Source organism: Sphingomonas sp. NIBR02145, from assembly GCF_027359115.1.
Classification (GTDB): domain Bacteria; phylum Pseudomonadota; class Alphaproteobacteria; order Sphingomonadales; family Sphingomonadaceae; genus Sphingomonas; species Sphingomonas kyeonggiensis_A.
This window is the reverse complement of sequence record NZ_CP114791.1, coordinates 2,984,267-3,007,619: the sequence shown is the minus strand read 5'-3', so window position 1 is coordinate 3,007,619 and position 23,353 is coordinate 2,984,267. Positions and strand designations below refer to the sequence as shown.

Here is a 23,353-nt window from a genome sequence, read left to right as displayed (position 1 = left end):
CTTCGCGCCTCCCTCCCTCTCCCAAAGGGAGAGGGATATTGATCATCCTCGGCCTCGATCCCGGCCTCGGCACCACCGGCTGGGGCCTGATCCGCGCCGAGGGCAATCGCCTGTCGCACCTCGCCAACGGCAAGCTGAAGACCGATACCAAGGCGGCGCTGCCCCGCCGCCTCGCGCATCTCGATGCCATGCTCGCCGCGCTGATCGCCGATCACGCGCCGGAAGCGGCGGCGGTCGAGGAAGTGTTCGTCAATTCCAATGCCCAGTCGACGCTCAAGCTCGGCCAGGCGCGCGGCGTGGTGCTGTGCGCCGCCGCGCGGATCGGCATCGATGTCGGCGAGTACAAGCCGAGCACGGTCAAGAAGTCGGTGGTCGGCGTCGGCAATGCCGAGAAGGAGCAGGTCCACGCCATGGTCTCGCGCCTGCTGCCCGGGGTGAAGATCGACGGGCCGGATGCGGCGGACGCGCTCGCCGTGGCGATCTGCCACGCGCACCATCTCGCCAGCGCGCGGCTGGGGTTGCGTTGAGTTTTTCTATCTCGTCACCCCGGCCCTGAGCCGGGGTCCCGCTGCCTCGCTCCCAGACGAGAGAAGAAAGAAGCGGGAGCCCGGCTCAAGGCCGGGATGACGGTGGAGATGAATCTAGGCAGCCAGCGCCAACCCCGCTCCATCCTCGTCATCATTGGAAGCCTCACGCCTCACCGGCCGAACCCGCCGCGCCCGCGTTGCCCGGCGCCCGATCGGCAACCGTGCCGCCACCCAGCCGCGCACCGCGCCCAGTCGCAGCGTCGATGCCGCCGCCGCCGTCACCACAAGCGCGTCGACCAGCGCGCTGATCTCGAACATCGAGACCCAGCCGGCGATCTCCGGCATCGCCATGGTGAACAGGCGAAGGCCATCCTCCTCGAGGAACCAGAAGCACAGCAGCCCGATCACTCCGAGCAGCGCCCAGGTGATGACTGCGCCGCGCTCGATCCGCGCCAGCCGCGCCGCCGGCCATTCGACCAGCACCCGGCGCAGCATCCGCCCGATCGGCGTGCCTTCCGCCAGCACCAGCATGCACCAAAGCCCAAGCAACGCGACGAACATCGAAAATCCCCCAATTCCCTGTCCGTGAATTGGGAAGGCGCGCGGCATTCCGCCAGAGCAGCCGGGGTGATTTCGCTTTCCTACACCCCGTTGTTCCGCTTATGTACCGGCCATGCGCCAGGCTCTCCCTTGTCCATCGATCCCGCTTCATGCGCGCATGCGTGGGGACTCAAGAGATTCAACATTTTTGCCCGGCTGCCCGGCTGGACAGGAGGGGGAGGCGGCATGATCGCGCATCTCAAGGGCCGCATCGAAGCGACCGGGATCGACAGCGTCGTGATCGACGTCAACGGCGTCGGCTATCTCGCCGGCGCTTCGGCGCGCACCCTGGCGGCGCTCGGTGCGGTCGGCGAGTTCGCGACACTGCATACCGAGATGCTGGTCAGCGAGGACTCGATCCGGCTGATGGGCTTCGCCACTGCCGCCGAGCGGGACTGGTTCCGCCATCTGACCAGCGTGCAGGGCGTCGGCGCCAAGGTCGCGCTGGCGATCCTTTCGATCCTGTCCCCTGAGGAAGTGCAGACCGCCGTCGCCCGTGCCGATGCGGCGATGATCGCCCGCGCCAATGGCGTCGGGCCCAAGCTCGCCCAGCGCATCGTCAACGAACTCAAGGACAAGGCCGGTGGCGTCGCGCTCGGTGCCAGCGCCGGCGGTGCGGCTCCGGCGAGCGGCGCGGCGCAGGACGCCGTCTCGGCGATGCTCAACCTCGGCTTCAAGCCGGCCGAGGCGAGCGCCGCGGTCAATGCCGCCGCCGATGAGCTGGGCGCGGGCGCCACGCTCGACGCCTTGGTCCGCCTCGCCCTGCGCAAGGCCGCCAAGTGACCACCCGCACCGCCGCCTGCCGCTGCGGCCAGCTCCGCGCCGAATGCACGGGCGAGCCGGTGCGCGTCTCGGTCTGCCACTGTCTCAACTGCAAGCGGCGCAGCGGATCGGCCTTCGCCGTGCAGGCGCGCTTCCCCACGGATCAGGTGACGATAACGGGCCAGTCGACCGAATGGCTCGCCCCTTCGGAGAGTGGCGGTGCGCCGGCCAGCTTCCATTTCTGCCCGGTCTGCGGCGGCAATGTCTGGTACAGCGGCGGCGGCATCGCCGACACCATCGCCATTCCCATCGGCCATTTCGCCGACCCCGCTTTCCCGGCGCCGAGCATCTCGGTGTTCGAGGACCGGCAATGTGCCTGGCTCAGCATCACCGGCGTGGTCGAGCATTATGACTGAAAGGTCAGAGCAGAGGCGTCACCAGCCGCTGGCCCGCGAAATGCGCGTCGAGATTGGCGAGCACCAGCTTTCGCATCTCGGTGCGGCTTTCCTCGGTGGCGCTGCCCTGGTGCGGGGCGAGGACGACCCGGTCCATCGCCTTGAGGGCGTCGGGCACCTGCGGCTCATGCGCGAACACGTCGAGTCCGGCGCCGGCGATGCGGCCCTCGGCAAGGGCGGCCACCAGCGCCGCCTCGTCAACCAGGCTGCCCCGGGCGATATTGATCAGCACGCCGTCCGGCCCCAGCCGGTCGAGTATCTCGGCATCGACGATGTTCTGCGTGTCGCTCCCGCCCGGCGCCGCGATAATCAGCACGTCGCTGGCTTCGGCGAGCGCACCGATGTCGGGCACGAAACGCCACGGCACCGGCTTTGCGCTGCGGGCAGTGTAGAGCAGCTCGCCGGCGAAGGGCGCGGCGCGAAGGGCAATGGCGTGGCCGATCCGGCCCAGCCCGAAAATGCCGATGCGCCGACCGCTCGCCCGGCGCCCCAGCGGCGCGCTCCAGCCGCCGTTGCGCACCAGCGCGTCGTTCGCGGCAATCCGCCGGTGCACCGCGAGCATCAGCGCGATGGCAAGATCGGCGACATCCTCGGTCAGCACGTCCGGGGTCAGCGTCAGCGGAATGTTGCGAGCCCGCAGCGCCGCTGTGTCGATGCCGTCATGGCCGATGCCATGGATCGCGACGATCTCCAGATCGGGCAGCTGGTCGAGCAGCGCCGCGTCGAGCTTCGCCATGCCGCCGCCCACCACGCCGCGGATGCCGGGCACGGCCTCGCCTTCGTGCAAGGTGAAGCGTTCGGCCAGCGCCGCGCGGAGCGGGGCGGGCAGGTTCGAGATCAGCAACAGGTCGGGGCGGGGCATGCACCGGCCCTAGCTCCTAGGGTGCAGGCAGGATAGGGCAGCGCGATGGAAATCGAAGTCAGCGCCGAGGCCAAGGACAAGTCGCTCAACCGCAAGGTGGCGATCACCGTGGTCGTGCTGTCGGTGTTCATGGGCCTGTGCGGGATCAAGGACGGCAATATCGTCCAGGCGATGCAACAGGCCCAGTCGGCCTCGGTCGACAAGTGGAATGAATATCAGGCGACCAAGACCAAGCAGCATGTCGCCGAGGCGAGCCGCGTCCAGATCGCCGCGCTCGCCGACCCGAAGCGCGCCGCCCCGGTCCTCGCCGGACTCGACGCCGATATCGCCAAGTACAAGGCCGAGGCGCCTCGCCTGGCCGCCGATGCGAAGGCGCAGGGCGACCAATATGACGCGCTCAATGTCCATGACGACCAGTTCGACGCCAGCGACGCGGCGGTCTCCACCGCCATCTCGATCGCGGCGGTGGCGGCGCTGGTCGAGAGCGGGTGGCTGCTCTGGGCCGGCTGGGCCTTCGGCGCCTTCGGCCTGTTCATGGGGCTGTGCGGGTTCCTCGGCTGGGGTTTCCACCCGGCGCTGCTGAGCGGGGTGCTGGGGTGAGTAGGAGGGGAATCCATGAATGATGCGATAACCTTGCGTGCTCTGGCGTTGATCGAGGGCACGGACGACCCCGACGGTCTCAGGAAGATCGCGGCCAATGCCCGACGCCAGGGCAATGAAGTCGTTGCCCGTGCAGCAAAATTGCGCCTGTATTCTGTGTTGCCTTCGGAGGAGCCGGGCACGCTGGAATATGATGTTTGGCAGAGCATTTTTGCACTGGAAGGAACGCTTAGCGAGGAGCGGGACAAGACCATTCGCCTCTCCAGGACACGGCAGAAAATTTCCCGGGACCTTGAACAGCAAACCGTTGAGGATCTCGTGCTCGGAAAGCAGTCTGAAGGTTTCGATTTGCTGGTAGAGCGCGACATGGGTGAGCTGACATTTGAGGCATTGGCGCTTCGCCACCCGGATCGATTTGAAGCAGCGATACTCGACGCAGCAAAGTCGCGGCTGAGTGCCGCCGGTCTAGACGAACAAGGTAAAAAGTGACCGACACCGATCGCCTCCTTTCCTCCGGCCGACGCGCCGATGACGTGGACGCCGCGCTGCGCCCGAAGAGCCTCGACGAGTTCGTCGGCCAGCGTGCGGCGCGCGAGAATCTCCGGGTGTTCATTGATGCGGCCAAGTCGCGGGGCGATGCGCTGGACCATGTCCTGTTCTTCGGCCCCCCGGGGCTGGGCAAGACCACGCTCGCCCAGATCATCGCCCGCGAGATGGGGGTCGGCTTCCGCTCCACTTCGGGTCCCGTCATCGCCAAGTCCGGGGACCTCGCCGCGCTGTTGACCAATCTCGAGGATGGCGACGTCCTGTTCATCGACGAGATCCACCGGCTGAATCCCGCGGTCGAGGAAGTCCTCTATCCGGCGATGGAGGACCGCGCGCTCGACCTGATGATCGGCGAGGGGCCGTCGGCACGCAGCGTGCGGATCGACCTGCCGCGCTTTACCCTGGTCGGCGCCACCACCCGCCAGGGACTGCTCACCCAACCGCTCCGGGATCGCTTCGGCATCCCGGTGCGCCTCAATTTCTATGGCGTCGACGAGCTGGAGAAGGTGGTCACCCGCGCCGCCACGTTGCTCGATCTCCATGTCGCCCCCGATGGCGCGCACGAGATCGCGCGGCGTTCGCGGGGCACGCCGCGCATCGCCGGCCGGCTGCTGCGCCGGGTGCGCGACTTCGCCAATGTGCTGGGCGAGGATGTGGTGCATGCCCGGGTGGCCGATCAGTCGCTCACCCGGCTCGAGGTGGACGCGCTCGGCCTCGATGCGATGGACCGGCGCTACCTGATGATGATCGCCGACATCTACAAGGGCGGTCCGGTCGGCGTGGAGACGCTGGCGGCGGGGCTCAGCGAGCCGCGCGACACGATCGAGGAAGTGATCGAGCCCTATCTGATCCAGATCGGGATGATCGCGCGCACGGCGCGCGGACGCTGCCTGAATGCGGCGGGATGGAAGCATCTCGGGCTCAATCCTCCGTCCACCGCGCAGGAAGGGCTGTTCGACTGAGGCAAGGGGTTCCCCCACGGTAAGCGCTGCGTTAGGGGCCGGGCATGGACGTCCGTTTCGCCCCTGGCCGGTTCGAGGGCCTCGAGCATCATTTCGTCCTGCGTGTCTATTTCGAGGACACCGATCTCAGCGGCGTGGTCTATCACGCCAACTATCTCAGGTTCATGGAGCGGGCCCGCTCGGATATGCTGGCCCTGGCCGGCGTCGACCAGCGCGCCGTCCATGAGGCCGGCACCGGCGCCTATGCGCTGCGCGAGGCGAACATTCGATTCCGGGCGCCGGCGCGCCTGGGTGACGAACTGGTGGTGGTCAGCCGGCTGGTCCAGCTGGGCCCCGCCGCAGTGGATATTCATCAACGAGTCATGCGCGACGTTACCATATTGGCCGAAGCGGAAGTCGAGGCGGTGTTCGTCTCCCCGTCCGGGCGGCCCCGCCGGCAGCCGGCGGAATGGATGGATCGATTCGCGCCGCTGGTCTGGAAGGGGAACTGAACCGATCATGGAATTTATCAGCACCGACGCCGCAACCATGTCGCCGATCGGCCTGTTCCTGCAGGCGGACTGGGTGGTGCGCGCCGTGATGATCGGCCTGCTGCTCGCCTCGCTATGGACCTGGACGATCATTCTGAGCTTCGGCTTCCGGGTCAGCTCGGTGAAGAAGGCGATCGACAAGTTCGAGGGCGAATATCGCGAAGCCGACGATATCGACGAGTTCCACCGCCGCGCCGCCGGCCGCGAGCAACCGATCGCTCGGGTCTTCGCCGCCGGCGTCACCGAATGGCGCCGCTCCACCAGTGGCAAGGCTATCGACCGCGAAGGTACCCGCGAGCGTCTTGCGACGGCGATGGGCGCGACGATCGCGAACGAGATCGACAAGCTGGCCGACCGGCTGAACTTCCTCGCCACCATCGCCTCGGCGGCGCCGTTCATCGGCTTGTTCGGCACGGTGTGGGGCATCATGCGCAGCTTCACCGGCATCGCCAAGGAGCAGAGCTCGTCGCTCGCCGTGGTCGCGCCGGGCATCGCCGAGGCGCTGTTCGCCACCGCGATCGGCCTGTTCGCCGCCATTCCCGCGCTGATCGCGTACAACCGCTATTCGCACGCCGTGAACCGCGTCGAGGCGCGGCTCAACCGCTTCGCCGACGGCTTCCACGCGACGCTCAGCCGTCGCCTGGAGATGGAGGCCTAAGCCGGTGTCGATGCATCTCCCTTCGAACAAGGGGCGCGGCCGCCGCGCGCCGATGGCCGACATCAACGTCACGCCGCTGGTCGACGTGATGCTGGTGCTGCTGATCATCTTCATGGTCACGGCACCGCTGCTCACCGCCGGCGTGCCGGTGAACCTGCCCGAGAGCCGCGCCAAGCCGGTCGACCAGGACCAGAAGCCCGTCCAGATCTCGATCGACGACAAGGGCCAGGTGTTCGTCGACAACGAGCTGACCGCCGACACGGCGCTGCCCGCCAAGCTCGAGGAGATCGCCGGCCGCGCGCCGGGGCCGGACGGCAAGCCGGCGGCGGTGTTCCTGCGCGCCGACCAGGGCCTGGGCTATGGCAAGGTCATGAAGGTGATGGGTGAGCTCAACCATGCCGGGCTCAACCGCGTCTCGCTGATCACCGACGCGAGCACCAAGCCGTGAACCGGACCGAGGGAGCAGGGCTGACCGTTGCGCTGATCGGGCATCTCGCCCTGTTCGGCGTGCTGTCGGTCGGTTTCCTCGCCACCCCCAATCCGATGAAGCTGAAGCCGACGCCGATCGAAGTCGCGCTGGTCGATCAGGTCGCGCTGGAAAGCACGTCGCCGACGCCGACCAGCGAGGAGCCGGCCGCCAAGCTCTCGCCGGTGGAAGCGCCGATCGAGCCGGACAGCGCGCCGCCCGAGCCCGCGCCCAATCCCCAGCCTATCGCCAAGCCGCAGCCTGCTCCGCCCAAGCCGGCACCGGCGCCCGATGCGGTAAAGCCCGCGCCGAAGACGCCGCCCAAGGCAGCCCCGGCTCAGGCGCCGTCGCGCCCGTCCAACCGCCCGGTCGCGCCGACCGGCCGGCTCGACGGCCTGCTCAACGGCATCAACGACAAGCCGGCAAAGAGCACGTCGGTCACGCCGCCGGCCGCCACGGTCGGGCCGGAGCAGAAGGCTGCGCTCAGCGCCGCGATCATCCGCCAGATCCGCCCCCATTGGGCTCCGCCCAGCGGCGCCGATTCGGACAAGCTGCGCACGACGGTGACGGTGCGCCTCAACGAGGACGGCTCGCTTGCGGGCGAGCCGCGCGTCACGGCGCAGACCGGCATCACCGACAGCAACCGCGCCCAGGCCGATCTCGCCCGGGACCGCGCGATCCGAGCGGTGAAGCTGGCGGCCCCTTTCAAGCTGCCGCCGCAATTCTACAGCGCGTGGCGAGTCATAGCCCCGGTTTTGTACGAGGACCTGTGAAGATGAAATTTGCCCATCTGACGATCGCGGCCCTGCTGGCGAGCACCGTGGCCACCGTCGCGCAGGCGCAGGATGTGCCGGCGCCCGCGCCGATCCCGACCCAAGACCAGGACACGCCGCTCAGCGTCGATGTGAGCAACACGGCGGCCAAGGATCTGGTCATCGCGATACCGGCGATGCCGACCTCGCAGAACGTCGACACGCCGGCGGGTCCGACCGACCAGCTCGGTGCCAAGCTCGCCCAGGTGGTCGAGGACGATCTGCGCAACACCGGCCTGTTCAAGACGCGCGGGCCCTCGGCCAGCCGCGGCATCGCCTATAGCGAAGTCGCTACGCCCAATTACGGCAGCTGGAACGGCAATCAGGCGATCATCCAGGGCTATGTCCGCGCGAATGGCAATGGCTCGCTGACCGTCGGCTGCTATCTCTATGACGTGCTGTTGCAGAGCGAGCTGGTCCGCCAGGGCTTCGTCGTCTCGCCTGGCGACTGGCGCCGCGCGGCGCATAAGTGCGCCGACGCGGTCTATTCGAAGCTGACCGGCGAAGGCCCCTATTTCGACAGCCAAGTGGTGTACGTCGCCGAGACCGGCCCAAAGAACAAGCGCCGCAAGCAGCTGGCGATCATGGACCAGGACGGCGCCAACCACCGCTTCCTGACCAACGGGCAGTCGATCGTGCTGACGCCGCGCATGTCGCCGAAGCAGAACGCGATCGTCTATATGAGCTACACCCAGCGCAAGCCGTCCATCTATGTCTATGACATGGCGGCGCGCTCGAACCGGCTGCTCGTCTCGAATGTGAGCCTCAGCTTCGCGCCGCGCTTCTCGCCGGACGGTCGCTGGGTGCTGTTCTCGATGTCGCAGGCTGGCAACACCGACATTTATCGCATCGCAGCGGCGGGCGGCGAATCGCAGCGGCTCACCAACTCGCCGGGCATCGATACCGGCGGCAGCTATTCGCCCGACGGCTCGAAGATCGTGTTCGAGAGCGATCGCGGCGGCACCCAGCAGCTCTATGTGATGAACGCCGATGGCTCGAACCAGCACCGGATCAGCTTCGGCGGCGGCCGCTACGCCACGCCGGTGTGGAGCCCGCGCGGCGACCTGATCGCCTTCACCCGCACCGGCGGCGGCGCCTTCCGGATCGGCGTGATGAACCCTTCGGGCGGCGGCGAGAAGCTGCTGACCAACAGCTGGGGCGACGAGGCGCCGAGCTGGTCGCCCAATGGCCGCGTGCTGATGTTCTTCCGTTCGGCCCAGGGTTCGGGCCGGCCGGACCTTTGGTCGGTGGACCTCACCGGCACCAATGCGCGGCGCATTCCCACGCCGCTCGACGGATCGGATCCCAGCTGGGGACCGATTCGCCCCTGAAACGTTACCGCATCTGTGCTAGCGTCCGGGCAAGCGGACGAGATGCGACCAGAGAAGGAGGAAAGACCATGTCCAAGATCACGACTGGCCTGGTGCTCGGCATCGCGCTGATCGCCACTGCGGGTTGCACCAAGAAGCGCAATGTCGCCGACATTCCGCCCGCGCCGTCGGATACCGGTCCGGTCAATGCCGGCGAGGGCGACAGCGACACGGTTGCGGCGCCGATCAACGAGCAGTTCCGCCGCGAAGTGGCGAGCGACACGATCCACTTCTCGTTCGACCAGTATGACATCGATCCGGAAGCGCGCGCGATCCTGGACAGCCAGGCGCAGTGGCTGACCAGCCACCCGAATACGCGCATCACGATCGAGGGGCATTGCGACGAGCGCGGCACCCGCGAGTACAATCTCGGCCTGGGCGATCGCCGCGCCAATGCCGCGAAGAACTACCTCGCTTCGCGCGGCATCTCGCCCGCGCGGATCACCACGATCAGCTATGGCAAGGAGCGCCCGATCGCGCTCGGCTCGGACGACGCCAGCTGGGCACAGAACCGCCGCGCTGTGACCATCGTCATCAGCTGAGGCGTTTCGCCTGACAGGAAACGGGCCGCCGGAGCAATTCCGGCGGCCTTTTTCGTGTTCAGGGCTGGCGAGGCAGCGGCAGTGCCGGGCCTTCGCCGCGGGCGAAATAGTCGAGCCGGATCACCGCACCCTCCGCATCGCGTACCGGCAGGAAATAGCTGAGCTCGTCGGGCACGAAGCGGAGCGCGCCGTCGCTGCCCAGCACGGCCGGGATGCCGCCGCGATTGGGGCGGTTGATCACCAGCCTGCCGTCCTGCACCGCGATCGTGCGGGACGTTGCCGGATCGCTGCCATAGCTGCCGGCAAGCGGCCTCAGCGATTCGGCTGGAACGGCGCTGGGGCGTGGCAGCGGATAGGGCTTGCCGATCAGGATCGCCGCCATCCGCCGGGCGAGCGTCTGCGCGTCGAAGCTGTCGCTGTTGGCGAGCACCACCACCGTCGCGTCTTCGGCGGGCAGGTAGAACAGCGCCGAGGTGAAGCCGTTGATCTGGCCCGTATGCCCGATCGCGTCCTGACCGCGGATCTGCCAGCGATAGAGGCCCAGCCCATAGCGCTCCTGCACACCGACGCTTGCCAGCGCAGGTTTGCTCATCTCGGCAAAGCCAGCTGTGCCGACCACCCGGCCCTGCGACAAGGCCCGCATCCAGCGCAGCAGGTCCGCAGCCGTCGAGCGGAGTGATCCGGCGGTCTTGGGGATCGAGACGTTGAACGGCGCGGCATTGCGCAGCACGCCCTTGTCACTGGAATAGCCGCTCGTCCGGCCGGGCACGATGTCGTCCAAGCGGTCATAGGCGGTTTCGGCCAGTCCGAGTGGCACGAACAGGCGCGTCCGCATCGCCTCGTCCCAGCTTTGCCCGGTCACTTTCTCGATCACCGCTGCGAGCAGGATATAGCCGGCGTTCGAATAGCGCTGCGCGGTACCGGGCTCGAAGGCGAGTGGCCGCGCGGCGATCCGCCGCACCTGCTCGGCGATCGGCACTTCGCCATTGCCGAAGGGCGGCTGCGGCACTGCGTCGGTCTCGCTGACACCGGCAGTATGGCTGAGCAGCTGGCGCAGCGTGATCCGCGGATCCAGCGGCAGGTCGCTCAGGTAACGCACCGCCGGCGCATCGAGCGAGACTTCGCCGCGTGCCGCCATCTGGACGAGCAGCGCGCCGGTGAAGCTCTTGGTGATCGAAGCGATGCGAAACACCTGGTCGGGCGCGAGCGGCACGCCCAGCTCGACTTCGGCCATGCCGCGTGCCTTGCGATAGAGCACCGTGTCGCCCCGCGCGATCAGCACCACCGCGCCCGATCCCTTCGCATCGATTGCCGCGGCCATCGCCGAATCGGCATCGCGGGCGATCATTGCGGGGGAGGGCTGGGCCCAAGCCGGCGTCGCCAGCATCACGGTGCAGAGCATGGCAGGCAGAAAAGGTCGCATCGATTCCCCCTCTCGAACGGCGGGCACTCTCTCGAATGCGGATGAGCCGGGCATGAACCGCATTCCGATTCCGCTTGCGGGGCGTTCCGACTCGATATAAATACGATATCATAATTTCGGGAGGTAATGATGACTGACGTTCGTAGCGCCGCGCCGGCACTGCGCCAGAGCAGCGAGAAGACTGCAACCACGGCAAGCGGCTATGGCATGCTGCTCGTGGCGCTGCTCGCGATTGTCGCGGCGGGCGCGGCGCTCTCGCAGATCGACCGCATCGCCGACTGGATCGTGATCACCACGCTCCTTGTCGCGATCCTCGTCGAGCTGTTCGTGCTGTGCGGCTTCTACCTGCTCCAGCCCAACCAGGCGGCGGTGATCACGCTGTTCGGCGACTATCAGGGCACCGATCGCACCACCGGTCTGCGCTGGGCCATGCCGTGGCTGATCAAGAAGAAGGTCTCGGTGCGCGCCAACAACATCATTTCGGAGCGCATCAAGGTGAACGACCTGCGCGGCAACCCGATCGAGATGGCGGCGCAGGTGGTGTGGCGCGTGACCGACACGGCGCAGGCGCTGTTCGACGTCGACGATTACAAGGCGTTCGTGAACGTCCAGATCGAAGCGGCGGTGCGCACCATCGGTTCGCGCTACCCCTATGACGATTTCGAGCATCAGGAAGTCACGCTGCGCGGCAATCACGACCAGGTCGGCACCGAACTGCGCGGCGAGCTGATCGAGCGGCTGCGCGTCGCCGGCATCACCGTCGACGAGTGCGGCTTTACCCATCTGGCCTATGCCCAGGAGATCGCGGGTGCGATGCTCCGCCGCCAGCAGGCCCAGGCCGTGGTCGCCGCCCGCCAGACGCTGGTCGAAGGCGCGGTCGGCATGGTCGAGATGGCGCTGGCCCAGCTTTCGGCCAAGGACGTGGTGCATCTCGACGACGAGCGCCGCGCCGCCATGGTATCGAACCTGATGGTCGTGCTGTGCGGCGAGCGGGATACCCAGCCGGTGGTCAACACGGGCTCGCTCTACCAGTAAGTATCAAGGCGTACCCCGTGTCCGAACCGCCCCAGAAGAAAGCTTTCCCGCTCCGGCTCGATCCCGCGCTCTATGCGGCGATCGAGCGGTCGGCGGCGGCCGACCTGCGCAGCGTCAATGCCCAGGTCGAATGCCTGCTGCGCGAGGCGCTGGGGCGCCGGGGCGTGAAGCTGGCCGAGCCGGTGCGTGCCCGGCGCGGCCGACCGCCCAAGGCAAGGGAAGACGAAGCATGACCCGGCCCCGGCGTCCCGATGCATGGTTCGTCCGGATCCGCCGGGGCGCCAAATACAACATCACGCCGTGCACGCGGCAGGGCTGGGCGGTCACCATCGCCTATGTGCTGTTCAGCATGGCGCTTACCCCGGTGATCCTTCCGCCCGAGCCGGTGCGGGTCGCCGCCTGGTTGATCCTGTTCCTTGCCGCGACGGCGCTGTTCCTGGTCGTCGCCTGGCGCACATCCTCGCCTGCCGCGGACGACGGCAAGGCTGACTGAAAGGGTTTCGCGATGTTGCTCGCCACGCATATCCGCCGCGTGCATCTCCCCTATGTGCTCGGCATCGCCGGGCTCGCGCTGGTCGCCGGCATCGCCCTGGCGCTGTTCCAGTGATGGGCGCCCGCTTCCGTGAGCAGGGCTCGGTTCGCCCCGGCTATTGGTTCCGTCCCAAGCGCTTCGGCCTGGGTGCGGTGCCGGTCACCTGGCAGGGCTGGGCGGCGACCTTTGCCTTTGTCGCGATCGTCGGCCTGATCGTCAATTTCGCGACGCACCGCGATCGGCTGTGGCTGGTGCTGCTCCTGCCGGTGATCGGCGCTTATCTGTGGCTGATTGCCAGCAAGACCGATGGCGACTGGCGTTTCCGCTGGGGCGGCGATGCGTAACGAACGATCAGTGCCCGGCACTGGAAGGAGAGGGCCATGCGGTCGAACAGCTGCCCGAAATGCCAGGGCTCTATGGAGGAAGGTTTCACGCTCGCCGACCGCGATAGCTATCGGCGGACAACGGGCTGGGTAGCCGGGCCGCCCCGCAAGGCGCTGCTGCTCGGCCTCAAGCTGCCGCACAAGCCGATCAGCATCCAGACCTGGCGCTGCCCGCGCTGTGGCTTCCTGGAGAACTACGCCAAGGGCTAGGCGGCGCGTCGCGCGCGGTTCCGGCCGGGGACGCAAGAAGGGAGGTTGCGCATGACTGGCAAAGCATTCCGGGTTCGCCCCGGCCATTCTTCTCTGAAGGTTGTGCTGGCGCTGGCATTTGCCGCCGTGCCTCAGGCCTTTGCGCAGCAGGCGCCCGCGGGTGTCGAGATCACCGCGCCGGGGCCGCAGGGGGATCTCGCCGGCACGCTGATCGATCCAGATCCCAAGGCGCCGCTGGTGCTGATCGTGCCCGGCTCCGGCCCCACCGATCGCGACGGCAACAACCGTTATGGCGTCGCCGGCGGGCCCTATCGCCAGCTCGCCGATGGGCTGGCGAAGCGCGGCGTCGCCACGCTGCGTATCGACAAGCGCGGCATGTTCGGCAGCAGGGCGGCGGTCGCGGACGGCAATCATGTCACGATCGCCGATTACGCGGCGGATGTCCGCGCCTGGATCGAGGTCGCGCGCAAGCGTACCGGCCGCTCCTGCATCTGGCTGGGCGGGCATAGCGAGGGCGGGCTGGTCGTGCTCGCCGCCGCGCAGCAGCCCGAAGGGGTGTGCGGCGTGGTGCTGGTCGCCGCCGCCGGGCGGCCGCTCGCCGCGATCATGCGCGCGCAGTTTCGCGCCAATCCGGCCAATGCACCTTTGCTCGAGCCGCTGCTGTCGCTCGTCGATACGCTGGAGAGCGGCAAGCATGCCGACACCGCCGCGATGCCGCCGCCGCTGCCCGCCTTGTTTCCGGATGCGGTGCAGGACTTCCTGATCGACCAGTTCCGCTATGATCCGCCCAAGCTCGCGGCGTCGCTGAAGGTGCCGCTGCTCGTCACCCAGGGCGATCGCGACATCCAGATCGGTGTGCCGGACGCCCAGGCGCTTGCCGGGGCAAGGCCGGGTGCCAGGCTCGCGATCGTGCCGGGGATGACGCATGTGCTCCGCATCGCCGCGAGCGAGGAGCGGATGGCGAGCATCGCGACCTATGGCGATGCGTCGCTGCCCGTTGCCCCGGCGCTGGTCGATGCCATCGCCGGGTTCGTCACGGAGAAGCGTTAGGCCAGGGCCTCGTCAAGCAGGCGAGCAAGGCGAAGGCCGCCCTTGATGACCTGGGTGCGTGCCTCGGGCACCCACTTCTCGATCATCGGCTCGGTGATCGCGATGCGGGTGGTGATCGGCTTGCAGGTCTCGCCGCCATTCAGGTCGGCATAGACGGTCTTGGCCAGCTCCCAGCTGTCCTTGCCCCAGTCCTGCACGGTGCCCCCGCCCAGTTCGGCGCGGTCCTTGCGGCTATAGGTGCGCACGATGTTCGGGCCCGAGGTGATCGCGCGCTCGGCGAGCAGCCCGTCCCACACCGAATGGAGGTTCAGCCGGTCGGTGGTGTAGATGCCATAGCTGACCTGCGCCTTGTTGCCGCCGGCGTCATGGTCGTGCTCGGCGCCGTGCAGCGGCTGGCCGATATCGCCGACGAAATGGACCAGGAAGAGCAAGGCCTTCACCCGCTCGACCTGCGGCGCCTTGCGGTCCTTGAGGATCTTCACGTCGCGCTCGATCTGGGCGGAGACGCAATTGCCGTCCTTGCATTCGGCGGTCACGTCGAACGGCTTGCAGACGTCGGCGTCCTGATAGTGCCAGACCGAGGCGTAGCGCCAGTCATTGCCCAGCTTCTTGATGCAATCGGCCCAGACCGAAGCCTCTTCGATATTGGTCGCCGGGCAGCCCTCGGTCTTGAGCAGGTCGGTGTGGCGGAGCAGCTGGGTGATCTTCGCGCGGGTGGCCGGGGTGACGTTGCGCCAGGCGATCGCGGCGACCGTCTGGTGGCCATATTCCCAATAGGCGTTGGCGGGCGCGGCGAAGCCGATCAGGGCCGCGAGGATCACGAGAAAGCGCATCAGACTACTCCAGAGGCAGGCGCTGTCTCCCTAGCAGGATGTTCGGGCTTCGCCAGCCGGTTGAGTCCGATCAGCGGGCGCAGCCAGCCGATCCGTCGGCCGATCAGATAGGTCGCGGCACAGACGCTCGCCGTGCCGCCGAGCAGCAGCGCGAAGTCGAGCGGGGCGCTCAGGTGCAGCGGCAGCGAATACCAGGCGATCAGCACGATCGCGGGATGGTGGACGATGTAGAAGGGGAACACCGCCTCGGCGAGCGGCTTGCGCAGCGGATGATCGCGGTTCCAGCGCGTCTCGGCAATGTGGAACAGCGCGAGGATCATGCCCCAGGCCATGGCAGTGCGGGCGGCCCGATCGAGCGCCATCACTTCATGCGGCGGCACGCTGGCGCCCGGCCAGGCCAGCTCGACCGATACGACCACCGCGCCGGCCAGCGCCGCCATCGCCGCGCCCGGCTTCCAGTTGCGCGCGATCGCCGCCCATAGTCCGGGCGATCCCGCCAGCGCGAAGCCGAACAGGAAGATCGGCACATATTGCGCATGCCCGCCCCAGTCGCGCAGCAGCCCCTGGCGTTCGGGCGCCACGAACAGCAGCGCCAGCCGCGCTACCGCCAGTGCCGCCACCGGCACCCAGAGCAGGCGGCGACCCTGGGTGAGCCATTCCGCCGCTGCGTCGATCGCGCGCAGCGTCCGCCCGCCAGCGCGCGCCAGCACCAGCGCGAGCAGCAAGGTGTAGGCGGCGAGATAGGCGACGAACCAGAGATGCTCCCAGCTCGGGAACTCGCGGCCCCAGAAGATGCCGCTGCGCCAGTAGTCGAGCGCCCAGAAATGGAGATAGCCATGGGGATAGCCATTCTCCATCACCCGCACCCACATCTCGAGCGGCACCAGCACCGCCATGCCGAAGGCCAGCGGGATGAGCAGCCGCAGCGCACGGCTCCGCGCGAAATCGCCGGGCGCGCGGTCATAGAGCTTGCGCGAGGCATAGCCGGAGACGGCGAACAGCAACGGCAGCCGCCAGGGGGTGAGGAGCGCCATGGGCGGGATCAGCCACTGGAAGGCATAGCCGGTCTTGATCACCCAGTCCCAGGGCGAGAAGGCCATGGCGATGTGATAGAGTATCAGCAGCCCGAACGCAGCGATCCGCAGCCAGTCCATGCCGTAATGGCGCTGGCTGGTTCGCGGTGCAGCTACGGGAACAGGATCGTGCCGCATCAGGCCTCGGGCTAATCGAACAGCCTGCAAGCTTAACCCGGGTTGCTTAGCATCGCGTAAAGCGCGGGGCGCGCATCTGCACGGAATCTCGATATTCTGGCGACTGGCCCCCCGGGGCCAAAGCGCCTATATCGCCGCCATGTCCGTACGTCCCTGGCGCGATATCGTCCGGCGGCCCAGCCGTCAGATCATGGTGGGTAATGTGCCCGTTGGCGGTGATGCGCCGGTGACGGTGCAGACCATGACCAACACTGCCACCTCCGATGCCCGCGCGACGATCGACCAGATCCGCCGCTGCGAGGATGCCGGCGTGGATATCATCCGCGTTTCCTGCCCGGACGTCGAATCGACCGCGGCGCTCAAGCAGATCGTCCGTGCCAGCCGTGTGCCGATCGTCGCGGACATCCATTTCCACTACAAGCGCGCGCTCGAAGCCGCCGATGCCGGCGCCGCTTGCCTGCGCATCAATCCGGGCAATATCGGCTCGGCCGACCGCGTGAACGAAGTGGTCAACGCCGCCAAGGCCAATGGCTGCGCGATCCGCATCGGCGTGAATGCCGGCAGCCTCGAGAAGGACCTGCTCGAGAAATATGGCGAGCCGTGCCCCGAGGCGCTGGTCGAATCGGCGCTCGACCATATCAAGCTGCTCCAGGACCGTGACTTCCACGAGTTCAAGGTCGCGGTGAAGGCGTCGGACGTGTTCCTGGCCGTCGCCGCATACCAGCAGCTCGCCGACGCAGTGGATTGCCCGCTGCACCTCGGCATCACCGAGGCGGGCGGGTTCGTCGGCGGTACGGTCAAGTCGGCGATCGGCATCGGTTCGCTGCTGTGGTTCGGCATCGGCGACACCATCCGCGTCAGCCTTTCGGCCGAGCCGGAGGAAGAGGTCCGCGTCGGCTTCGAGATTTTGAAGGCGCTCGGTATCCGCAATCGCGGTGTCCGCGTCGTCAGCTGCCCCAGCTGCGCGCGCCAGGGCTTCGACGTGATCCGCACGGTGCAGGCGCTCGAGGACCGGCTCCAGCACATCCGCACGCCGCTGTCGCTCTCGGTGCTCGGCTGCGTGGTCAACGGCCCCGGCGAAGCGCGCGAGACCGATATCGGCCTCACCGGCGGCGGCAATGGCAAGCACATGGTCTATCTGTCGGGCGTCACCGATCACACGGTGAACGATGCCGACATGCTCGATCACATCGTCAAGCTGGTCGAGGCCAAGGCGGCGGAGATCGAGGCGGCCAGCGAGGCCGCCGCGCAAGCCGCGGAGTGACCGCACGGCAGCGCGTGGTCGCGGCGCTGCTCGCCGCCTGCGCGGGCATTGCGCTCTATTCGATCATGGACGCGGTGATGAAGGGGATCAGCCTCGTCATCGGCGCCTATGCCGCGATCTTCTGGCGGCTGGTGGCGGGCGCGGCGATCATGACGCCGCTGTTCGCCTTTTCCGGGCAGCGCCTGCCGTCGGCCCGGGTACTCCGCATCCATGCGATCCGCAGCGTGGTGATCGCGGTGATGGCGATCGCCTTCTTCTGGGGGATCGTCCGCGTGCCGCTGGCCGAGGCGATCGCGCTCACCTTCATCGCCCCGCTGATCGCGCTCGCGCTCGCCGCGGTCTTCCTGCACGAGAAGATCGGCACCCGCTCGATCCTCGGCTCGCTGCTCGGCCTGGCCGGGGTCGGCATCATTCTGGCCGGGCAACTCGGCGCGCCGCACCGGCCCGATTCGGCGCTGGGCATGATCGCGATCCTCACCTCGGCGGTGTTTTACGCGGTCAATCTCGTCATCGCGCGGCACCAGGCGCAGCAGGCCGGGCCGATCGAGATCGCCTTCTTCCAGAACTGGATCATCCTCGGCCTGTTCGCGCTGCCGGCGCCCTGGCTGCTGGTGATGCCGGCACCCGGCCAATGGTGGCTGGTGGTGCTGGCGGCCGGCCTGGCGATCGTCTCCCTGCTGCTGCTGTCCTGGGCCTACGCCAGGGCGGAGGCCCAGGTGCTGCTCACTGTCGAATATACCGCCTTCATCTGGGCGGCACTGATGGGCTGGCTGTTCTTCCGCGAGCCGCTCACGCTACTCACCATCGGCGGCACCTTGCTGATCGTCGCCGGATGCGTGATGGCGGCGCGCAGCAAGCCCGGCATCGCCGAGCCCGAAGTGGAGCCCGCCCTTTCATGATCGCCATCCGCACCGCCACCCCCGACGACGTCGCGCTGATCCTCGGCCTGGTCCGCGAGCTTGCCGTCTATGAGCGCGAGCCCGACGCGGTGGTCGCGACCGAGGCGATGCTGCACAAGGCGCTGTTCGAGACCCGCGTTGCCGAAAGCCTGATCGCCGAGCTGGACGGCGTGGCCGTGGGCTTCGCGCTGTTCTTCCACAATTTCTCGACCTGGACCGGCAAGCCCGGCATCTATCTCGAAGACCTGTACGTCACCCCCGACGCGCGCGGCGCGGGGGCGGGCAAGGCGCTGCTCCGGCATCTGGCGGGCATCGCGCTCGACCGGGATTGCGGCCGCTTCGAATGGTCGGTGCTCGACTGGAACACGCCGGCGATCGATTTCTACCGGGCGATGGGCGCCGAGGCGATGGAAGAATGGACTGTGCAGCGCGTCTCGGGCGATGCGCTGCTCAAGCTGGCCGGACGCGGCTGATGGCGATCGACCAGGGCCTGGTCGATTGGGTGGCGGAGGCGATGGAGCCGATCGGCACGGTCACCTCGAAGCGGCTGTTCGGCGGCGCGGCGCTCTATTGCGACGGGCTGGCCTTCGCGATCCTCGCCTTCGACGCGCTGTGGCTCAAGGCGGATGCGGAGAGCGATGCCGAATGGGGCGATGCCGAGCGCTTCTCGGTCACGCGCGAGGACGGCAAGGTCCAGTCGCTCAACTATCGCCGCGCGCCCGACGAGACCTATGACGATGCCGACGAACTGCGCCGCTGGGCGCTGCTCGCGCTCGATGCGGCCCGTCGCGCGCCGCCGAAGAAGCCGAGGGCGAAGGCAAGGAAGCGCTGACCGCATTCTTTGTCATGCTGAACTTGCGTCGGCATCCAACGTGCGGCGCGGGGAAGCGCTCGAGCCTCTTGCCCCTTCCTCGCGGAGGGTTCAACCCTGAAGCCAGTTCAAGGTGACGATCGCCTAGCCGCCGCCCAGCACGTTGATCGTGAACGCCAGGATGCCCAGGTTGAACACGAACGCCGCCAGGCAGTGCGCGGTCACCACGCGGCGCAGGCGCCGGCTGGAGATGGTCACGTCGCTGGTCTGGAAGGTCATGCCCAGGCAGACCGCGAAATAGAGGAAGTCCCAGTAATCGGGCTCCTTGGTGTCCGGGAATTCCAGCCCGCCCGAATCGGCGCCGTTCCGTGCCGCCGTGTAGAAGATATGCGCATAGTGCAGCGCGTAGATGGTGTTGCTGAACGTCCAGCTCAGCGCCAGTGTGCCGAGGATCGCGGGCAGCGCCCAGGGGTTGGACTTGATCCCGCTCAGCACTTCGGCGGCGATCGAGGTGAACACAGCGGCGCCCACCATTACCGTGATCAGCAGCAGCATCGGCCGGTTGGCATCGTTGCGGCAGGCGCTCTCACGCATCCCGCTGGCGCGGTGGCTCAGCAGGGGTATCGTCGAAATCAGGAAGGCGGCCGCGCCGATATCGAAGGCCAGCATGACGCCGAAATGCAGGCCAACCGCCGGCAACAGGATCCAGCCAGACGCGAGGGTCGCGGCGAGGAACAGCAGGAAGCGCGGCGGCGCCACGACATTGCCGATGCCGCGGCGATGCGGCGCGCTCATGCCCGGCGCACCCAGCGCGGGTTGATCGCACCCACCACGGCAAGCGCGAGCAGCGCCATCCAGCCATAGCTGTGCGCCTGCATCATCCAGGGATGGTGCGGTTCGCTCAGCAGGAACCAGAGCGAGACCAGCCCGCCTGCCGCCAGCGGCACGGCGGTAAGCTTGGCGACCAGGGTTCCGCGCCATGCCAGCAGCGACAACATCAGCTCGCCGATGCCGAGCAGCGCGAACTTGGTGCGCACCACGACGAACAGCATGTCGAACAGGCTCTGGGCATCGGGGCCGACCGGCAGGATCTGGAGCAGGATCACGCCCTCGACCTGGTCGAACAGCGCGGCGGCGAACAGCACGCCCATCGCGGCGAGGCCCAGCGTGCGTGCGCCGTGGCGCAGCGCCCAGGCGCCGAGGACCAGGAAGGTCGCGTAAGCGGGGATGAAGACGAGCGCGTCCCACCAGCTCGCGCTCAGCTGCGCGATGCGGAACTTCTCCGAACAGGGCGGGGCGCCGAACAGTTCGGCGAGCTCGGCGGGATTGCGGACCAGCTCGAGCGCAATGATCGGCCCGGCACCATGGGTGGGGCCGCAGGCGACGAGGTCCGGGATGCGCCCGAACCCCATCGACGCTGCCAGCGTCGCCAGCCCGGCCACTGCGCACAGTCGCCAGGCCAGCGCGCCATTCAAGCCGCGGCGGCCTCCTTGGCCTTCTTCGCGGCTTCGATCGCTTCGATCACGATCTTCTTGGCTTCCTCGGCATCGCCCCACTGGCCGATGCGCACCCACTTCTCGGACTCGAGGTCCTTGTAGTGCTTGAAGAAGTGCTCGATCTGCTGGAGCACGATCGAGGGCAGGTCCTGCCGCTCGCCGATGTCCGAATAGTAAGGGAAGGTCGAGTCGACCGGCACGCAGATCAGCTTCTCGTCGCCGCCGGCCTCGTCCTCGAGCTTGAGCACGCCGATCGGGCGGGCGCGCACGACGCAGCCCGGCACGAAGGGCGAGCGCGCGATGACCAGCGCATCAAGCGGATCGCCGTCGGGCGACAGGGTGTGCGGCACGAAGCCGTAATTCGCCGGATAGCGCATCGGAGTGTGCAGGATGCGATCGACGAAGAGCGCACCGCTCTCCTTGTCGAACTCATACTTCACCGGCTCGCCGCCGACCGGCACTTCGATGATGACGTTCAGGCTGTTCGGCGGATCATCACCCACCGGAATAAGATCAATACGCACGCTGCTGTTATCCCTTAGCTGGGCGGTTGCGCCCCTCCGGCCTCACTTGGGCTGGAGGAGTTTGTCCAGGCCAGCCTCTCCTTCGCTTGTTTTTTCGAGGTGCGGATAGCGCAGCCCGTCAAGATAGTCGATGGCCACGTCGCGGTAGCGCGAACCGCGCTTCACGGTGAGCTTGATCGGCTCCTTGCTGCCCTTGGCGGCCTTCACCGCGTCCCGCAGCTTGTCGCCGCTGAACACCGCGCCGTTCACCGCGACGATCTCGTCGGCCAGGGTGATGCCCGCGTCGAACGCCGGACTGCCCCACATCACGCCCGTAATGCCCTTGGGCCCGATCGACAGGCCGATCGAATAGGACAGGTCGGTGGCGGTCTTGGGCGTCACCTTGTTGGGGGTGTCGTTATAGACCAGCTTGTAGCCGTTGCGCTCGAACCCGCTAAGCGGCGCATGCTCCGACACGTCGTTGACACGCTCCTTGAGCAGCGTGCGCCAGTCATAGGGCAGGACCTGGTTGAGCGTCGCGACGACATCGTCGAACGTGTAGGTCAGCTCGCCGAAATCGCCGTCGCGGCCGCCGAAGAAGATATGCGCGAAATCGTCGATCGACTTGGTGCCGCCCGACTTCTCGCGCAGGATCGAATCGACTTCCATCCAGATCAGCAGGCCTTCGTTGTAATAGTCCTCGCTGCGCTGCCAGCTCACCCAGCCCTTTGGCGAGCGCGGGGTGATCACCGGATCGTTGGTGGTGTCGCCCATCGGGCGCCAGGTGCGGCCCTGGCGATTGTCGAGGTTGGCGGCGATATTGGCATAGGCATCCAGGGTATCGGCCTTGCTCACCAGCCCAGAGCGCGCCTGGAACACATAGCCCCAGAACTGGGTCTGGCCCTCATAGACCCACAGCAGCGAGCCGCGCATCGGCACGCGATAGTCCGGGGTCCACAGGTCGGCGCCGCGGCGGAACTTGCCGTCCCAGCTATGGGTGTATTCGTGCGGCAGCAGGTTGCGGCTGGTCGCCTTCTCGTCCCACTTGGTGAAATAGCCCAGGCCCGTGCCGTTCTCCGAGCTGCGGTGATGCTCCACGCCGATCCCGCCCAGTTCCTCGCTGATCGAGAGCAGGAAGCGGTAGTGATCATAATGCTCGACGCCGAAGGTCTTCACTGCCTGGTCGACCAGCTTGGCATGCGCCGCGATCTGCTCGGGCTTGGCGGCCAGCTCCTCGGCACTGTCGGCATAGGTCTCGATGGTCACGCGGTCGCTCAGCTTGAGCTGGCGGTAATAGCGGCCGGCGAGCACCGGCGAGTCCATCAGGATGTCGTAGCTGGTCTTGTCATAGCTGTAGACATTGCCGGCCACCTTGGCGTCCACCGCCGAGCTGGCGGTCCAGCCCTGGGGATAGGTCACCTTCGCCTGGATCGGCACGCGGCGGACGAAATAGCCGGCCGGATAGAGGCTCAGCGAGAAGAACTGCAGGCTCATCAGGTTGGGCGTCATCACGATGCGGCCCTGGTCGCCCACGGTGGCCGAGACGAAGTTGAAGCTTACCTCGAGCTTCTTCGCGCCCGCCGGCACGTCGATGTGGAAGGCATAGACGTCCACGGGATCGCGCTTCCACGGAATCACCTTGCCGTTCGCCTTGATGACGAGACCGCCGACCTTCTCGATCTCGCCGCGCGGGCCGTGCTTGCCGGGAATCCACTTCGGATAGAGCAGCACCATGTGCCCGCTCTTCGCGACCGGGATCGTCTCCTTCACGTTGAAGATGCCGCGCGTGATGTCGGTCGCGTCGATGTCGAGCGTCAGCGTGCCGGGATAGGCGACGTCGCGCGCATCGGGGATGGTGTTCGGATAGGGCGCGGTCTGCGCCGGTGCCGATTGGACCACCGAATTCTGGGCGATGGCGGGAGCGGAGACGGAGGCGAGCAGGGCAGCTGCGGCAAGCGCACGGATCATCGGTGGAAGCGACCTCTCATTTTCGAGTGGGAGGGTCATAGGA

At 67.4% G+C, this 23,353-nt stretch carries 31 protein-coding genes; 22 read left to right on the top strand and 9 right to left on the bottom strand.

All coding sequences use genetic code 11. The annotated features are described in order from the left end of the window. Positions 1-38 precede the first annotated feature (38 nt). Positions 39-527: a crossover junction endodeoxyribonuclease RuvC gene (gene ruvC, locus O3305_RS13385; RefSeq protein WP_269573004.1), complete on the top strand. Its 489-nt coding sequence runs from the start codon at positions 39-41 to the stop codon at positions 525-527. Between the two features lie 114 nt (positions 528-641). Here the strand turns inward: ruvC and O3305_RS13380 are convergent, their stop codons facing one another. Continuing rightward, positions 642-1,088 carry a hypothetical protein gene (locus O3305_RS13380; protein WP_269573003.1) on the bottom strand — a complete coding sequence of 149 codons (447 nt, stop codon included), beginning with the start codon at positions 1,086-1,088 and terminating at the stop codon, positions 642-644. A gap of 225 nt (positions 1,089-1,313) precedes the next feature. Between O3305_RS13380 and ruvA the strand changes: the two genes are divergently transcribed. Together ruvA and O3305_RS13370 are read left to right on the top strand one after the other, a co-directional pair. Next, positions 1,314-1,910 (top strand): Holliday junction branch migration protein RuvA, encoded by a 597-nt coding sequence (gene ruvA / locus O3305_RS13375; protein WP_269573002.1) that lies wholly within the window; start codon positions 1,314-1,316, stop codon positions 1,908-1,910. Then, positions 1,907-2,305: a GFA family protein gene (locus O3305_RS13370; RefSeq protein ID WP_269573001.1), complete on the top strand. Its 399-nt coding sequence runs from the start codon at positions 1,907-1,909 to the stop codon at positions 2,303-2,305. Before ruvA ends, O3305_RS13370 begins: the two co-directional genes overlap by 4 nt. 4 nt (positions 2,306-2,309) lie before the next feature. On the opposite strand, the gene O3305_RS13365 is transcribed toward O3305_RS13370, so the two are convergent. Next, positions 2,310-3,206 (bottom strand): 2-hydroxyacid dehydrogenase, encoded by an 897-nt coding sequence (locus O3305_RS13365; protein ID WP_269573000.1) that lies wholly within the window; start codon positions 3,204-3,206, stop codon positions 2,310-2,312. Positions 3,207-3,251: 45 nt separating this feature from the next. Between O3305_RS13365 and O3305_RS13360 the strand changes: the two genes are divergently transcribed. From O3305_RS13360 to pal, 9 genes are all read left to right on the top strand, one after another. Further along, positions 3,252-3,806: a DUF4337 domain-containing protein gene (locus O3305_RS13360; protein ID WP_269572999.1), complete on the top strand. Its 555-nt coding sequence runs from the start codon at positions 3,252-3,254 to the stop codon at positions 3,804-3,806. Between the two features lie 15 nt (positions 3,807-3,821). Then, positions 3,822-4,295: a hypothetical protein gene (locus O3305_RS13355; protein ID WP_269572998.1), complete on the top strand. Its 474-nt coding sequence runs from the start codon at positions 3,822-3,824 to the stop codon at positions 4,293-4,295. Beyond that, positions 4,292-5,314 (top strand): Holliday junction branch migration DNA helicase RuvB, encoded by a 1,023-nt coding sequence (gene ruvB, locus O3305_RS13350; RefSeq protein WP_269572997.1) that lies wholly within the window; start codon positions 4,292-4,294, stop codon positions 5,312-5,314. The genes O3305_RS13355 and ruvB overlap by 4 nt, the downstream gene beginning before the upstream one ends. Positions 5,315-5,358: 44 nt before the next feature. After that, a complete protein-coding gene (locus O3305_RS13345; RefSeq protein ID WP_269572996.1) occupies positions 5,359-5,805 on the top strand; it encodes a YbgC/FadM family acyl-CoA thioesterase in 447 nt (148 codons plus the stop codon). A 7-nt stretch (positions 5,806-5,812) separates the two neighbouring features. Continuing rightward, a complete protein-coding gene (gene tolQ / locus O3305_RS13340) occupies positions 5,813-6,502 on the top strand; it encodes a protein TolQ (RefSeq protein WP_269572995.1) in 690 nt (229 codons plus the stop codon). 4 nt (positions 6,503-6,506) lie between these two features. Beyond that, on the top strand, positions 6,507-6,950 hold the full coding sequence (gene tolR / locus O3305_RS13335) for a protein TolR (RefSeq protein ID WP_269572994.1): 444 nt from the start codon (positions 6,507-6,509) through the stop codon (positions 6,948-6,950). Next, positions 6,947-7,741 (top strand): cell envelope integrity protein TolA, encoded by a 795-nt coding sequence (gene tolA, locus O3305_RS13330; RefSeq protein WP_184164369.1) that lies wholly within the window; start codon positions 6,947-6,949, stop codon positions 7,739-7,741. Before tolR ends, tolA begins: the two co-directional genes overlap by 4 nt. 2 nt (positions 7,742-7,743) lie before the next feature. Then, positions 7,744-9,111, top strand: a complete 1,368-nt coding sequence (gene tolB / locus O3305_RS13325; protein ID WP_269572993.1) for a Tol-Pal system beta propeller repeat protein TolB — start codon at positions 7,744-7,746, stop codon at positions 9,109-9,111. Positions 9,112-9,179: 68 nt separating this feature from the next. Next, positions 9,180-9,692: a peptidoglycan-associated lipoprotein Pal gene (pal, locus tag O3305_RS13320; RefSeq protein ID WP_184164375.1), complete on the top strand. Its 513-nt coding sequence runs from the start codon at positions 9,180-9,182 to the stop codon at positions 9,690-9,692. A 58-nt stretch (positions 9,693-9,750) separates the two neighbouring features. Here pal and O3305_RS13315 read toward each other — a convergent pair whose 3' ends face one another. After that, positions 9,751-11,115: a serine hydrolase domain-containing protein gene (locus O3305_RS13315; RefSeq protein WP_269572992.1), complete on the bottom strand. Its 1,365-nt coding sequence runs from the start codon at positions 11,113-11,115 to the stop codon at positions 9,751-9,753. A 129-nt stretch (positions 11,116-11,244) separates the two neighbouring features. Between O3305_RS13315 and O3305_RS13310 the strand changes: the two genes are divergently transcribed. The 6 genes from O3305_RS13310 to O3305_RS13285 all read left to right on the top strand — a co-directional run bounded on the left by O3305_RS13310 (position 11,245) and on the right by O3305_RS13285 (position 14,325). Further along, entirely contained in the window at positions 11,245-12,150 is a 906-nt protein-coding gene (locus O3305_RS13310) for an SPFH domain-containing protein (RefSeq protein WP_269572991.1), read from the top strand. Positions 12,151-12,167: 17 nt separating this feature from the next. Then, positions 12,168-12,383, top strand: a complete 216-nt coding sequence (locus O3305_RS13305; RefSeq protein WP_184164383.1) for a type II toxin-antitoxin system antitoxin — start codon at positions 12,168-12,170, stop codon at positions 12,381-12,383. Continuing rightward, positions 12,380-12,643, top strand: a complete 264-nt coding sequence (locus tag O3305_RS13300; RefSeq protein ID WP_269572990.1) for a hypothetical protein — start codon at positions 12,380-12,382, stop codon at positions 12,641-12,643. Before O3305_RS13305 ends, O3305_RS13300 begins: the two co-directional genes overlap by 4 nt. A 113-nt stretch (positions 12,644-12,756) precedes the next feature. After that, a complete protein-coding gene (locus tag O3305_RS13295) occupies positions 12,757-13,026 on the top strand; it encodes a hypothetical protein (protein WP_269572989.1) in 270 nt (89 codons plus the stop codon). 36 nt (positions 13,027-13,062) lie between these two features. Further along, positions 13,063-13,275, top strand: a complete 213-nt coding sequence (locus O3305_RS13290; RefSeq protein WP_269572988.1) for a PF20097 family protein — start codon at positions 13,063-13,065, stop codon at positions 13,273-13,275. A gap of 51 nt (positions 13,276-13,326) precedes the next feature. Beyond that, positions 13,327-14,325, top strand: a complete 999-nt coding sequence (locus O3305_RS13285; RefSeq protein ID WP_269572987.1) for an alpha/beta hydrolase — start codon at positions 13,327-13,329, stop codon at positions 14,323-14,325. On the opposite strand, the gene O3305_RS13280 is transcribed toward O3305_RS13285, so the two are convergent. Both O3305_RS13280 and O3305_RS13275 read right to left on the bottom strand, forming a co-directional pair. Then, entirely contained in the window at positions 14,322-15,158 is an 837-nt protein-coding gene (locus O3305_RS13280; RefSeq protein WP_342250674.1) for a S1/P1 nuclease, read from the bottom strand. The genes O3305_RS13285 and O3305_RS13280 overlap by 4 nt on opposite strands. Continuing rightward, the gene (locus tag O3305_RS13275) at positions 15,158-16,369 is read right to left on the bottom strand and encodes an acyltransferase family protein (protein ID WP_269572986.1); all 1,212 of its coding nucleotides are present in this window, start codon (positions 16,367-16,369) and stop codon (positions 15,158-15,160) included. Before O3305_RS13275 ends, O3305_RS13280 begins: the two co-directional genes overlap by 1 nt. Positions 16,370-16,508: 139 nt before the next feature. Here O3305_RS13275 and ispG point away from each other — a divergent pair, with 139 nt between their 5' ends. Genes ispG through O3305_RS13255 form a run of 4 tightly spaced genes read left to right on the top strand, consistent with a single transcriptional unit; the run spans position 16,509 to position 19,364 of the window. Beyond that, entirely contained in the window at positions 16,509-17,633 is a 1,125-nt protein-coding gene (gene ispG / locus O3305_RS13270; protein WP_184164397.1) for a flavodoxin-dependent (E)-4-hydroxy-3-methylbut-2-enyl-diphosphate synthase, read from the top strand. Beyond that, entirely contained in the window at positions 17,630-18,532 is a 903-nt protein-coding gene (locus O3305_RS13265) for a DMT family transporter (RefSeq protein ID WP_342250676.1), read from the top strand. The genes ispG and O3305_RS13265 overlap by 4 nt, the downstream gene beginning before the upstream one ends. Then, positions 18,529-19,005, top strand: coding sequence for a GNAT family N-acetyltransferase (locus O3305_RS13260; RefSeq protein WP_269572985.1), 477 nt, complete (start codon positions 18,529-18,531; stop codon positions 19,003-19,005). Before O3305_RS13265 ends, O3305_RS13260 begins: the two co-directional genes overlap by 4 nt. Beyond that, positions 19,005-19,364, top strand: coding sequence for a TfoX/Sxy family protein (locus O3305_RS13255; RefSeq protein ID WP_269572984.1), 360 nt, complete (start codon positions 19,005-19,007; stop codon positions 19,362-19,364). The genes O3305_RS13260 and O3305_RS13255 overlap by 1 nt, the downstream gene beginning before the upstream one ends. Positions 19,365-19,487: 123 nt before the next feature. Here the strand turns inward: O3305_RS13255 and O3305_RS13250 are convergent, their stop codons facing one another. Genes O3305_RS13250 through O3305_RS13235 form a run of 4 tightly spaced genes read right to left on the bottom strand, consistent with a single transcriptional unit; the run spans position 19,488 to position 23,310 of the window. Further along, positions 19,488-20,138 carry a DUF1345 domain-containing protein gene (locus O3305_RS13250; protein ID WP_269572983.1) on the bottom strand — a complete coding sequence of 217 codons (651 nt, stop codon included), beginning with the start codon at positions 20,136-20,138 and terminating at the stop codon, positions 19,488-19,490. Continuing rightward, positions 20,135-20,818, bottom strand: a complete 684-nt coding sequence (locus O3305_RS13245) for a hypothetical protein (protein WP_269572982.1) — start codon at positions 20,816-20,818, stop codon at positions 20,135-20,137. Before O3305_RS13245 ends, O3305_RS13250 begins: the two co-directional genes overlap by 4 nt. Next, on the bottom strand, positions 20,815-21,363 hold the full coding sequence (gene ppa / locus O3305_RS13240) for an inorganic diphosphatase (RefSeq protein ID WP_269572981.1): 549 nt from the start codon (positions 21,361-21,363) through the stop codon (positions 20,815-20,817). Before ppa ends, O3305_RS13245 begins: the two co-directional genes overlap by 4 nt. A 42-nt stretch (positions 21,364-21,405) precedes the next feature. Further along, positions 21,406-23,310 carry a M61 family metallopeptidase gene (locus O3305_RS13235; protein ID WP_269572980.1) on the bottom strand — a complete coding sequence of 635 codons (1,905 nt, stop codon included), beginning with the start codon at positions 23,308-23,310 and terminating at the stop codon, positions 21,406-21,408. Between the last annotated feature and the right edge of the window lie 43 nt (positions 23,311-23,353).

What these genes read in the sequence shown, in the direction of transcription:
- O3305_RS13380 (WP_269573003.1), bottom strand. Translation starts at nt 1,088, where the DNA reads ATGTTCGTCGCGTTGCTTGGGCTTTGGTGCATGCTGGTGCTGGCGGAA.
- ruvA (WP_269573002.1), top strand. Translation starts at nt 1,314, where the DNA reads ATGATCGCGCATCTCAAGGGCCGCATCGAAGCGACCGGGATCGACAGC.
- O3305_RS13365 (WP_269573000.1), bottom strand. Translation starts at nt 3,206, where the DNA reads ATGCCCCGCCCCGACCTGTTGCTGATCTCGAACCTGCCCGCCCCGCTC.
- O3305_RS13360 (WP_269572999.1), top strand. Translation starts at nt 3,252, where the DNA reads ATGGAAATCGAAGTCAGCGCCGAGGCCAAGGACAAGTCGCTCAACCGC.
- O3305_RS13355 (WP_269572998.1), top strand. Translation starts at nt 3,822, where the DNA reads ATGAATGATGCGATAACCTTGCGTGCTCTGGCGTTGATCGAGGGCACG.
- O3305_RS13345 (WP_269572996.1), top strand. Translation starts at nt 5,359, where the DNA reads ATGGACGTCCGTTTCGCCCCTGGCCGGTTCGAGGGCCTCGAGCATCAT.
- tolQ (WP_269572995.1), top strand. Translation starts at nt 5,813, where the DNA reads ATGGAATTTATCAGCACCGACGCCGCAACCATGTCGCCGATCGGCCTG.
- tolB (WP_269572993.1), top strand. Translation starts at nt 7,744, where the DNA reads ATGAAATTTGCCCATCTGACGATCGCGGCCCTGCTGGCGAGCACCGTG.
- pal (WP_184164375.1), top strand. Translation starts at nt 9,180, where the DNA reads ATGTCCAAGATCACGACTGGCCTGGTGCTCGGCATCGCGCTGATCGCC.
- O3305_RS13315 (WP_269572992.1), bottom strand. Translation starts at nt 11,115, where the DNA reads ATGCGACCTTTTCTGCCTGCCATGCTCTGCACCGTGATGCTGGCGACG.
- O3305_RS13310 (WP_269572991.1), top strand. Translation starts at nt 11,245, where the DNA reads ATGACTGACGTTCGTAGCGCCGCGCCGGCACTGCGCCAGAGCAGCGAG.
- O3305_RS13300 (WP_269572990.1), top strand. Translation starts at nt 12,380, where the DNA reads ATGACCCGGCCCCGGCGTCCCGATGCATGGTTCGTCCGGATCCGCCGG.
- O3305_RS13295 (WP_269572989.1), top strand. Translation starts at nt 12,757, where the DNA reads ATGGGCGCCCGCTTCCGTGAGCAGGGCTCGGTTCGCCCCGGCTATTGG.
- O3305_RS13290 (WP_269572988.1), top strand. Translation starts at nt 13,063, where the DNA reads ATGCGGTCGAACAGCTGCCCGAAATGCCAGGGCTCTATGGAGGAAGGT.
- O3305_RS13285 (WP_269572987.1), top strand. Translation starts at nt 13,327, where the DNA reads ATGACTGGCAAAGCATTCCGGGTTCGCCCCGGCCATTCTTCTCTGAAG.
- O3305_RS13280 (WP_342250674.1), bottom strand. Translation starts at nt 15,158, where the DNA reads ATGCGCTTTCTCGTGATCCTCGCGGCCCTGATCGGCTTCGCCGCGCCC.
- O3305_RS13275 (WP_269572986.1), bottom strand. Translation starts at nt 16,369, where the DNA reads ATGCGGCACGATCCTGTTCCCGTAGCTGCACCGCGAACCAGCCAGCGC.
- ispG (WP_184164397.1), top strand. Translation starts at nt 16,509, where the DNA reads ATGTCCGTACGTCCCTGGCGCGATATCGTCCGGCGGCCCAGCCGTCAG.
- O3305_RS13260 (WP_269572985.1), top strand. Translation starts at nt 18,529, where the DNA reads ATGATCGCCATCCGCACCGCCACCCCCGACGACGTCGCGCTGATCCTC.
- O3305_RS13255 (WP_269572984.1), top strand. Translation starts at nt 19,005, where the DNA reads ATGGCGATCGACCAGGGCCTGGTCGATTGGGTGGCGGAGGCGATGGAG.
- O3305_RS13250 (WP_269572983.1), bottom strand. Translation starts at nt 20,138, where the DNA reads ATGAGCGCGCCGCATCGCCGCGGCATCGGCAATGTCGTGGCGCCGCCG.
- O3305_RS13235 (WP_269572980.1), bottom strand. Translation starts at nt 23,310, where the DNA reads ATGATCCGTGCGCTTGCCGCAGCTGCCCTGCTCGCCTCCGTCTCCGCT.